Source organism: Secundilactobacillus paracollinoides DSM 15502 = JCM 11969 (assembly GCF_001311135.1).
In the GTDB taxonomy this organism is placed as follows: Bacteria; Bacillota; Bacilli; order Lactobacillales; family Lactobacillaceae; genus Secundilactobacillus; species Secundilactobacillus paracollinoides.
Genome location: NZ_BBAG01000074.1, coordinates 1 through 10,941 on the forward strand (window position 1 = coordinate 1; position 10,941 = coordinate 10,941).

The 10,941-nt window shown below is 38.6% G+C and carries 8 protein-coding genes and 2 pseudogenes; 6 read left to right on the forward strand and 4 right to left on the reverse strand.

From position 1 onward, the window contains the following. The first annotated feature begins 162 nt into the window (after positions 1-162). Both mobQ and JCM11969_RS19365 read left to right on the forward strand, forming a co-directional pair. Positions 163-2,220: pseudogene (gene mobQ, locus JCM11969_RS17295) on the forward strand (MobQ family relaxase). Positions 2,221-2,305: 85 nt separating this feature from the next. Beyond that, positions 2,306-3,598, forward strand: a pseudogene (locus JCM11969_RS19365) (DNA topoisomerase); the annotation flags it as partial. On the opposite strand, the gene JCM11969_RS17905 reads toward JCM11969_RS19365, so the two are convergent. The 4 genes from JCM11969_RS17905 to rbsR all read right to left on the reverse strand — a co-directional run bounded on the left by JCM11969_RS17905 (position 3,527) and on the right by rbsR (position 7,039). After that, complete coding sequence (locus JCM11969_RS17905) at positions 3,527-3,859, reverse strand: transposase family protein (protein ID WP_225353331.1); 333 nt, start codon at positions 3,857-3,859, stop codon at positions 3,527-3,529. The pseudogene JCM11969_RS19365 and the gene JCM11969_RS17905 sit on opposite strands and share 72 nt — an antisense overlap. 378 nt (positions 3,860-4,237) lie before the next feature. Beyond that, positions 4,238-4,936, reverse strand: a complete 699-nt coding sequence (rpiA, locus tag JCM11969_RS14695; protein WP_054712311.1) for a ribose-5-phosphate isomerase RpiA — start codon at positions 4,934-4,936, stop codon at positions 4,238-4,240. A 24-nt stretch (positions 4,937-4,960) separates the two neighbouring features. After that, on the reverse strand, positions 4,961-5,878 hold the full coding sequence (rbsK, locus tag JCM11969_RS14700) for a ribokinase (protein WP_054712314.1): 918 nt from the start codon (positions 5,876-5,878) through the stop codon (positions 4,961-4,963). Between the two features lie 144 nt (positions 5,879-6,022). Beyond that, complete coding sequence (rbsR, locus tag JCM11969_RS14705) at positions 6,023-7,039, reverse strand: ribose utilization transcriptional repressor RbsR (RefSeq protein WP_054712316.1); 1,017 nt, start codon at positions 7,037-7,039, stop codon at positions 6,023-6,025. 134 nt (positions 7,040-7,173) lie between these two features. Here rbsR and rbsD point away from each other — a divergent pair, with 134 nt between their 5' ends. The 4 genes from rbsD to JCM11969_RS14725 all read left to right on the forward strand — a co-directional run. Beyond that, positions 7,174-7,569, forward strand: coding sequence for a D-ribose pyranase (gene rbsD, locus JCM11969_RS14710; RefSeq protein WP_054712319.1), 396 nt, complete (start codon positions 7,174-7,176; stop codon positions 7,567-7,569). A 99-nt stretch (positions 7,570-7,668) separates the two neighbouring features. After that, positions 7,669-9,009, forward strand: a complete 1,341-nt coding sequence (gene fucP, locus JCM11969_RS14715) for an L-fucose:H+ symporter permease (protein WP_054712323.1) — start codon at positions 7,669-7,671, stop codon at positions 9,007-9,009. 466 nt (positions 9,010-9,475) lie between these two features. Further along, positions 9,476-10,240, forward strand: coding sequence for a helix-turn-helix domain-containing protein (locus JCM11969_RS14720; RefSeq protein ID WP_054712325.1), 765 nt, complete (start codon positions 9,476-9,478; stop codon positions 10,238-10,240). Positions 10,241-10,380: 140 nt separating this feature from the next. Continuing rightward, positions 10,381-10,941 (forward strand): helix-turn-helix domain-containing protein (locus tag JCM11969_RS14725; RefSeq protein ID WP_054712327.1); only part of this gene is annotated, 561 nt, incomplete at its 3' end.

Here is a 10,941-nt window from a genome sequence, read left to right on the forward strand (position 1 = left end):
GTTAAAGTTAAGAGAATCATAAGACCGAGTGAAACTAGGTCAATGCGCACTTACACGTCATCTTTGATGACGTTGTGCTAAACCCATTAAAACCTGTATTAGAAGTCGCCGATGGCGACAACAAAATCAAACCCATAAACCCAAATAAAGGTGGTGACCGACATGGCAATTTTTCACATGAGTTTTAGTAATATTAGTGCTGGTAAAGGACGAAGTGCGATTGCCAGTGCCGCTTATCGAAGTGGTGAAAAGCTATTTGATGATAAGGAAGGTCGCCACTATTTTTATGCCCGATCGGTTATGCCAGAAAGCTTTATTTTGACGCCAAAAAATGCACCAGAATGGGCCAGTGATCGAGAGCAGTTGTGGAATGAAGTTGAAAAGAAAGATCGTAAATCAAACTCACGGTATGCAAAAGAGTTTAACGTGGCTTTACCGGTAGAATTAAGTGAATCCGAACAGAAAGAATTACTGACAAAATATGTGCAAAAAAATTTTGTCGATCAAGGTATGGTAGCTGACGTGGCAATTCATCGCGACCACCCAGATAATCCGCACGCTCATGTGATGTTAACCAATCGCCCATTTAACCCCGATGGTACTTGGGGACAGAAAACAAAAACCGAATACATTTTAGATAGTCATGGTAATAAAACTAAGACCCTGCAGGGAATGTAAGAAACCGAAAAATTTGGTTGGTTGATTGGGATAAAAAAGAAAAAATAACTGAATGGCGGCACAATTGGGCGGTTAGTGTCAATCAAGTTTTAGAGCAAAAAAATATTCCCGATCGGATCAGCGAAAAATCCTTTGAAAATCAAGGAATAGATGAAGTTCCAACTCAACATGAGGGAATCAATAGTAAGCGGCATGAAAGAAAAGAATTTAATCAACAAGTTAAGGACTATCGCAAGGCCAAAGCCAGTTATAAAAACAACCAAGAAAAAGCAATCAATAGAGGTCATTTAGATAGCCTAAGTAAACACTTCTCGTTTAATGAAAAACGGGTAGTTAAAGAGCTAAGCCATGAACTGAAAACTTATATCAGTTTGGAGAACTTAGATGATAAGCGGCGCATGCTATTTAATTGGAAAAACAGTACCTTAATTAAACATGCGGTTGGTGAAGATGTGACTAAACAATTATTGACAATTAACCAACAAGAAAGCTCACTCAAAAAAGCAGATGAACTCTTAAATAAAGTGGTCGACCGCACGACGAAAAAACTTTATCCAGAGCTTAATTTTGAACAGACCACGCAAGCTGAAAGACGAGAATTAATTAAGGAAACCAATAGCGAACAAACAGTTTTCAAGGGTAGTGAATTAAACGAACGTTTAATGAACATTCGTGATGATTTGTTGACACAACAATTATTGACCTTTACCAAACGGCCATACGTTGGCTGGAAGTTATTAATGCAACAGGAAAAGGAAGTCAAAATCGAACTGAAATATACGCTGATGATTCATGACGATAACTTAGAAAGTCTAGAACACGTCGATCAAGGGTTACTAGAGAAATATTCACCAATCGAACAGCAAAAGATTACTCGCGCAGTCAAAGATTTGCGAACAATCATGGCTGTTAAGCAAGTTATTCAAACGCAATACCAGGAAGTTTTAAGAAGGGCCTTTCCCAAAGGCGATTTAGATGGATTGCCATTGACTAAACAGGAACAGGCTTATACAGCGTGATGTACTATGATCCAACTTTAAAGCCATTAAAAGTCGAAACAATGGAACAATGGCAATCAAATCCACCACAGGTTTTCAGTACCCAAGAACATCAATTAGGGTTAGCTTATTTGTCGGGACAGCTTAGCTTAGATCAGTTAGAAAATCATCACTTACAACGGGTTTTAAAGCATGATGGCACTAAACAACTCTTTTTTGGCGAATGCAAAGTCGATCCAACGATTAAGAACAGCCAAATCGAGAAAATCCAAAAGCAGTTAAAAGGCAACAAGCCAAGGACGACCAGTACAGAAAAGCAAATATGGGGCATTATCAACCGCTAAATTATAAGCCAGTTAGTCCAGACTATTACTTAAAGACGGCCTTTAGTGATGCGATCATGACTGTTCTATATGCTCGTGATGAAGATTACCAACGGCAAAAGCAAGAACGTGGACTGAAAGAAACCGAGTGGGAAATGACGAAAAAGCAGCGGCAACACCAAACTCGTAATCGGCATGAAGATGGGGGCATGCACTTGTAATCGAAATAAAAATTGCACCGTTAAGCCTGGTTAAAAGTGGCAGAACAAGGTATAACAAAAGCTGAATCATAAGGAGTGAACGAACATGACCACTGTTATCTTAGCTGAAAAACCTAGTCAAGCCCGTTCATACGTCCAAGCCTTTCAAAAGCGCACAAAAAACAGGGTTACTATACGGTTAGTGACCCTGTTTTGCCCGATAATACGCTTGTCACGTATGGTCTCGGACATTTAGTTGAACTAGCCACACCGGATAAATATGATCAGAAATATCAGCAATGGGCCCTATCTAATTTACCGATTTTCCCCAACAAATACAAGTTTGTGGTGTCAGCTAGTAAAAAAGCTCAATTCAAGGTCGTCAAAGACTGTTAACGAAGGCCGATACCATTATTGTTGCCACCGATAGTGGCCGAGAGGGTTCTAATATTGCCTGGTCGATCATGAGCCAAGCCCAGATTGACGTTAAAAAGAAGACCATTAAGCGTCTATGGCTGAATAGTTTGGAAAAAGACGCCATTATTACCGGCTTTAAAAATCTTGGTGACTGGCACAAAGACTATTTGGCTTATAAAGAAGCCCAAACCCGTCAAATTAGTGATTGGTTGATCGGTATGAATGGTAGTCCCTTATATACTTTGTTATTAAGACAAAACGGGGTACGCGGGGTGTACTCAATTGGTCGCGTGCAGACGCCAACCTTGTATATGGTCTATCAAAGAGACCAGGCAATCAAAAACTTTAAGCCGGAACCCTATTTTGAACTAAATGCGGAAATTTTAGCCAATCAGCAAAAATTTGTCGCAAAATTAGACCCCTATCAGCGATTTAAAGACGAAGCAGGGCTAATGACATTCATGCAAGCTAAACACGTTCAGAAAGGCTCACAGGACGGTTTTATCAAGACGTCCAAAAGCAAGGCAAAAAACGAGCTAGTCCCCAACTATTCTCGCTATCTAGTCTCCAAAGTGCCATGAATAAACGTTATCACGCCAGCGCCAGCCAAACCTTAGCGGCTATTCAAAGCTTATACGAAGACAAACTGCTCAGTTATCCCCGCACCGATTGTGCTTATATCACTGATGAAGAATTTGATTATTTAGTGGCTAATCTGACGAAGTATCTGGGTTTGGTCTCTAAGCCAGTCGCTTTAACCAATACCACCCCAAATAAGCGCTATGTTAATGGAAAAAAGGTTGAAGAACACTACGCCATTATCATGACTAAAGTCGTGCCGACGAAAGAAAAACTAGCCAGCTTGCCTAAATTACAGCAACAAGTCTACGACCTGGTTTTAAGAACAACGTTAGCGATGTTTGCTGATCCGTACGAGTATGAAGAAACCACCATTATTACCCAAGTTGGCGATGCTAATTTTGCCACATGCTTTGCAGCGAAAACGTTGTTTGCGAAGAATCAAAATAACGGTGCGCTCGCTAACGTTTGGCAGTCTAACATATGCTGTTTTATGGCCATTACAAACGACCTGTCGTTGAGCACAATACGGACAAACATTAAGCTTGTAGGAAAGAGTTCCATAAACTCTAAGCGCATCGCGCTTAGTATCACTAACATGCAAATGAGTTATATTTTTATCTTTAATTTGAAGTAAAAGTTTAGTAGACTGGTCTTGGGACATACTGTTCACTCGCTTTCAATTGGTTTTCGTCGACTTGATTGTAGCACAGGGCAGTATGTCTTTTTATTTTGTTTTACAAAAAAGGCGTCGATGGATTTTATCCATCAACACCAAATATCATAGAGCAGAAATTTCTGGTATTGGTGGTCACACCAATACCAGAAATTTTACAGCCATCATTATCTAGGGACACTATGTTTTCCTCACTTTCAATTGATTTGTGGTGATTTAATCGTACCATGTGAGGACATAGCGTCCTTTTATGATGGAATAAAACAATAAAAAACTGGCATTGGCGTGACCACCAATACCAGAAATTTCACAGCCGAAAATGATTTACGAAAAGACAGCCCACTTTATAAATGAGTTGTCTTTTCATTACTTTGGGAATTGATCGCCTGGACGTGTTAATTTTTCTATACCATGTTGAGTGCCAACTATAACATAATTAACAATATTCAAAAACAACCCGTGTTCTACCACGCCAACCATCTTTATCAGTTCGTCAGCTAACTGGAAAGGATGGTTGATTTTACCTAAATGTAAATCAATAATCTCATTTTTGGAATCAGTCAAGACACGGTTACCATCTTTTGTCCGAAACTCAGGATGATAACCTTTAGCATCTAATTTGTCATAAACATGGCTTGATCCAAAGGGAATGACTTCCAAGGGTAAGGGAAAAGTGCCTAGTTGGTTAACCATTTTACTTTCATCAACAATCCACATATTTTTTTTAGAATTAGTAGCAACTATCTTTTCCCAAAGATGAGCGGCTCCTCCACCCTTTATACCATTGAAATTACTATCAATTTCATCTGCGCCATCAATCGTTAGATCAACCTGCATCACATCATCAATTGACTTAACTATTATTCCAAGATTTGAGGCGTGGTCTGCAGTGAAATTTGAAGTTGAAACACAAGTAATATTAAGCTTTTCATTCTTAACTCGGTTTCCAAGGGCATCAACAAGAAACTGCACTGTGGTGCCGCTCCCTAACCCAACAACCATATTATTCTTCACATATTTTGCAGACTCTTCACCAACAAGTTTCTTTAATGCATTTTGATCCACTTGTATACCTCCCAACGAACAAAGCTATTTAGCTACAGCTTCAATATCAGCCAGCATCGGAATAGAAGGCATTGCACCCATTTTTTGTACAGTTAATGAACTAGCGTGCTGTGCAAAATTAATTGCATCTGTCATGTTACTAAAATCTGGCTTCAATTGTGAGCTCAGCGCCCCGATAAAAGTATCCCCGGCAGCTGTAGTATCTACAGGCTTAACCTTAAAGGCTGGTAAAAACTCGTGACCACTTTCATTAGCATAAAAAGCACCTTTGTCTCCAACTGTAATGATCAAGCTGGCAACACCAAGCTTCTTGAAAGCCTCATAGTTAGCAAGCATAGAGGCTTCATCAGTGATCTCAATCCCAGTTAAAGTAGCACTCTCTGTTTCGTTGGGCACAATAACATCAGTAACTTTTAAAAGCTCTGGTAAGATTGTTGCCGCTGGTGCTGGATTCAAAATAGTCGTAACCCCGTTATCCTTAGCAACCTTAAACATTTCCAATGCGGCCTCTTGTGGTGTTTCAAATTGTGCCACCACAAAATCTGACGACTTAATTTCGTCAGAAGCAGCATCAACATCCTCTTTTGTTACGCGCTGATTAGCACCCCCATAAACGATGATGCTATTCTGACCCTTTTCATCTAAAAGGATAGTTGCTGCTCCAGTACCCGCCATATTATCTTCGGTGATTTTTTTTGTATTAACGTGATCTTCATTTAAACAATCAATCATGTAACGACCAGAGTCATCCTTACCGACTTTGCCGATAAAAGTGACTTCCGCACCAGCACGAACTGCTGCAATTGCTTGGTTCGCACCTTTACCACCTGCGGCACTACTGCGTTTCAGGCTGGCAATTGTTTCACCAGGTAATGGAATATGTTCAATAGTGGATGTAGTATCAACGTTAATACTCCCTAATACTGTTACTTTATTTGACATGTTTTGAACTCCTCTTATAAATTGTTTAATAGGTGTTGGTCAACAATTTGTGCTAAAAGGTTTTACTTTAAAAATCTATTTGTTGTTATCTTAACAAATAGACATGCTAGCACTATCAGAAATCGTTTTCAAGGAGAACATTTATCAAATAGTCGAGATATTAACGACACTTTCCCGCTGTATTAGTCTTACTGGAAGCTCCACAACTTGATGATTAATGTCTGGATTGTTAATTCTATTAATTAACAATTGCATGGCCAATTCCCCCATTCTCGCAATGGGTTGTTGAATGGTTGTAAGTGCCGGTTCTACGTAAGTGCCTAGGTCGATACCATCGTATCCCATTACAGAAATATCTCTGGGTACTTCTATACCTAAATTTTTTAAACCGCGATACAATCCGATGGCCATCTCATCATTGACTGCAAAAACAGCAGATGCACCACTGTCTATGACCGCACCAGCCACATCATACCCGCCCAGTTTCGTTAGTGGCGTAAAAATAATAGAAACCGTTTCATCAGGATTAATATTTTGATCAGTTAACTCTTCTTTAAACCCAGTAATGCGTAATTTAATGTTATCAGTCGCATCATCTGGAACTATAATAACAATTTTTTTATGTCCCATTGAAAGTAAGTACTTAGCAACTAGATGTCCCCCTACCTTATCACTTGTTCTGACCTGATCACCGTCTGAAAGAGGATTTTGATCCATAAGCAAATAAGGTGTACGATTTTTTTTCAGAATACCGTTAATCGTATCTTTGGTAATCGACGAACTAGCAATAATTAGACCGTTTGTTCCGCGAGCTATCAGCTGCTCAACGTAGTATTCTTCAAGTTTAGGATTGTTGTGGCCACTAAAATTAAAGGGTAAATAGTCAAACTCTCTAGAGACTCGTTGAATACCGTCAATAAAACTGCTAAAAAAGGGGTTTCCAATATTGGGAACAACAACCCCAATGGACTTTGCTTCATTCAAAATAAGGTTGCGCGCATTAAAGTTAGGAACATAATTCATTTTTTTCGATAACTTTTGGACACGGTCAATTGTTTCTAAACTAAATCGATTACTTTTTCCGTTCAATATTTGAGATACCGTCGTGACTGATACATCAGCGGCGGCAGCCAATTCTTTGATAGTCGTTTTATGTGTCATAATCCACTAACTCCTTAATGAAGTTCTTGCAAGCGATTTCAACTTGTGCTAATGTACTAGTCAGGTTGTTGGTTCAATAAATTTAGTAAATGGTTTTATCTCAATTATATTGCAAGGAGGTACTAAAATCTATTATGAAAAAAACAACTGTTATTAACACTGAGTTATCTACTGTCATCGCTGGTATGGGTCACATGGATTGGCTAAGCATTGGTGATGCTGGGATGCCTGTTCCAATGGGAACAAAAAAGATTGATTTAGCATTAACAAAGGAAATTCCAAGTTTTATCGATGTCCTCAAAAATGTTTTGAGTGAACTCGAAGTACAGAAAATTTACCTAGCTGATGAGATCAAAACCGACAATCCAGATCAATTGAAAGCAATTACTGATTTGCTGCCTAATGTAGAGGTTGAATTCATGCCCCATTCAGAACTTAAGAAGAACCTCGCAAAAACTCACGCATTCATTAGAACCGGTGAAATGACAGCTTTCTCAAACATTATTCTTGAATCTGGTGTGACTTTTTAAGCAACATTTCATTCGCTTTGTGGGTAAAAAGTTTTAGTAAATCCTTTTTCCTTTGTTTCGATCAAAACTTTGAATCTTTTATCTGAAGGAGCTAAAAATATGGATGCATCCACTGAATCAAAACATGGATGGACTCAACTATCTGATGGGTACTTAACTAAGACCCCCATCTTCCAGTTCATCGTTGTTTCTCTTATCTTCCCTCTTTGGGGTTGTGCCTCAAGTCTGAACGATATTCTAATTACACAGTTCAAGACCGTTTTCTCTTTGAATGATGCTTCAACTGCCTTTGTTCAAAGTGCCTTCTATGGTGGTTATTTCTTAATTGCCATTCCCGCTTCACTAGTTATTAAGAAGAACACTTATAAATTCGCTATTATGACCGGTTTAATTTTTTATATTATTGGCTGTGCCCTATTCTTCCCTGCTTCTCGCATTGCAACTTATAGCATGTTCCTTGTAGCTATTTTCGCTATTGCCGTTGGCTTGAGTTTCTTGGAAACTTCATGTGATACTTACAGTTCAATGCTTGGACCGAAAAAGTTTTCAACCATTCGCCTGAATATCTCTCAAACCTTGGTTCCACTTGGCGATATCGCTGGTATCTTACTTGGAAAATATTTGATCTTTGGTAAAGTTGGCAACTTAGCAGACAAAATGGCTGGCATGCATGGTGCTGCCCGTGTTGCCTACGGTGAAAAAATGCTTCAAATGACCTTACGTCCTTACAAGTATATTCTCATTGTTTTGGTCGTTATGCTCATTATTTTGGCTGTTACTCCCATGCCTCGTTCAAAAGCGACTAACAAGGACGCCAAAGAAGCCGTTGAAGAGCAACCTAAATTGGGCGAATCAGTTAAGTATTTGTTAACCAACTCTCGCTTTATGAAGGGTGTCGGCGCTCAATTCATCTATGCTGGTATGCAAACCACTGTTTGGTCATTTACTATCCGCTTGGCTCTTAATTTGATGCATATCTCGGACAGTGACGCTTCATCATTCATGGTCTGGAGCTACATTGCTTGGTTCGTTGGAAAACTGGTAGCTAATTCATTTATGAGTCGCTTCTCAAGTACTGGTGTTCTAACATGGTTCTCATTCTTAGGGATTTTAGCATTGATTGTTACATTTACTGTTCCTAACGTAACAGCTGTGTATGGAGCCATTGCAACAAGCTTCTTCTTTGGTCCAGCATGGCCAACAATTTACTCACACACTTTGGATACCATCAAAGAAAAGAAGTATACCGAAACTGGTGGTGCTTTGATTGTTATGTCTCTGATTGGTGGTGCGATTATTCCATTGATTCAAGGTATCGTTTCTGACGCTACCGGTTCAATGCAATTTTCATTCATCGTTCCAGCTATCTGCTACGTAATTATCACACTTTACTTCTGGTCAGAACATCGTATTGATAAGCGTTCTGGTGCCTTGAAGTAAATATTTGCCCGAATTAAAATATTTACTCATAATATACCCCACATTACGAGTGAGGACGACGTGCTAAATCGATTTAGCACGTCGTCCTTTTTTAATTTAGCTCATAGGATGAAGTACCACCGAATTATTTTTAGAAAACACTCATCTTCCATCCTCATTCCTAAATTGCATTTTCCCATTGATCCGTTTATGAGTCACTTTTTTAATAATTTTCACCACTGTAAACAGGCACCATTTTAAAGCGTGGTAAACATTACGTCTTTGCGTACCTTTTGTGCCATACTAATGGGATAAAAACTGTCAAGCGACGAAATTCCATAAACTTAAGTGCAGTCTATCGATTATTATATTATTGACGACATTAACCAAACTATCCAGTTGTGCAAGTAACATTTGCGTGACTAATGCTAGTAATTCTTGCTAGGATTGCCTTAGAACCTTGATTATGATTTAGGAGGAGTGAGATTTGAACTTTAAAGACGATATCAAGACCTTGCGCAGGCAATCTAATTTAACCCAAGAAGCGTTAGCTCAACAATTACATGTGACCCGCCAAACGGTTTCAACTTGGGAAACTGGCAAGAACATGCCAAATTTAGAGACCCTGCATGCTTTGAGTCACTTGTTTAACATCTCACTCGAAAAACTTCTATTTAACGAGGAGATTGCAATGAAAAAAGATAAAGAACCCTCTTTGGCCATCCAGATAGATCATGATGTTAAGCTTAAAAGTCGTTATCGTCGTTGGACTTTTGGTTTAGGTAGTTTGATCGCACTAGCACTGGTTAGTATTGGCATTTTATGTTTGGGATATTATAAAGGTATTGGGACGATTGATCGCTTTGATCCGTTTTTATCCTATAAAGTCGGGTACACTAAATTACCTAATGAAAAAGAAATTTCGCCTAACAATAAGGCAACCAATGGTTACTGGACCGCTTGGTTCACCGATAATACGATGGGGAATGAATGGACCAAATTAACCTTAACGACGGGGCTTAATCCTGGGGTCAAAGATCCTTATGTGATGGCTTATCATAAGGGCAGTTATGTTAAAGTTGCGCGTATCGTTCCTCGCACCTACATTAATCAGACTTATGTTAGCAACATAGCAGCGCTAGATGCCTTGTTAAACCATAAGGGCAATACAGCAACTAACAATCATGATCTTAAAAAGTATAAGACCCAAATCCACATATCCGACACTGTCCAACAGTTAGTAACTGAATAGAGAACCACCAAGTTACAATTCTGCAAGCAGTTTTAGGGCCTATAGTCGCAAATAACGCCTATAAAAGAGCAAGCATAGAATCATTGCTTGCTCTTTTTGCGTTTCATCAACATAATTATTTTGAAATCAGGAGGGTATATATGAAATTTGGTGATCGTCTAAAAAACGCAAGAACAGACTTGAATCTTACTCAGGAACGAGTTGCTAGAGATTTTTTTATTACTAGACAAACTATTTCTAGTTGGGAAAATGAAAAAACTTATCCTGACATCGCTAGCTTGATTAAGTTGAGTGACTATTACCATATTTCACTAGATACTTTGTTAAAGGAGGATACAGGTATGCGTGAGTTTTTGGAAAAGGAAGAAGTTACGAGACAAATAAAACCAATTTATCGCGATCTTATAGTTATTGATTTACTAGTCTGTTCATTACTAATTGGAGACTTTTTTAATCTAATACATTTAGGTGTATTTATGCTGCCAATATTTTTCTTGTTATTGTGCAGTGTATCTGCATTAAACAAGTTAAGAGAGTTCGATAATTCTAGTTCTCTTGGATTAAAATATGCTTGGCAAAAATACTTATCTGGAGAAAAAGGAGCCAAATATTCACTTATTATGCCGATAGTATTTATCATTTCAGGAGTCATTGTTGTGTTATTAAAAGAATTGTATATTGGTGGAATCTTTAGAGTGTTT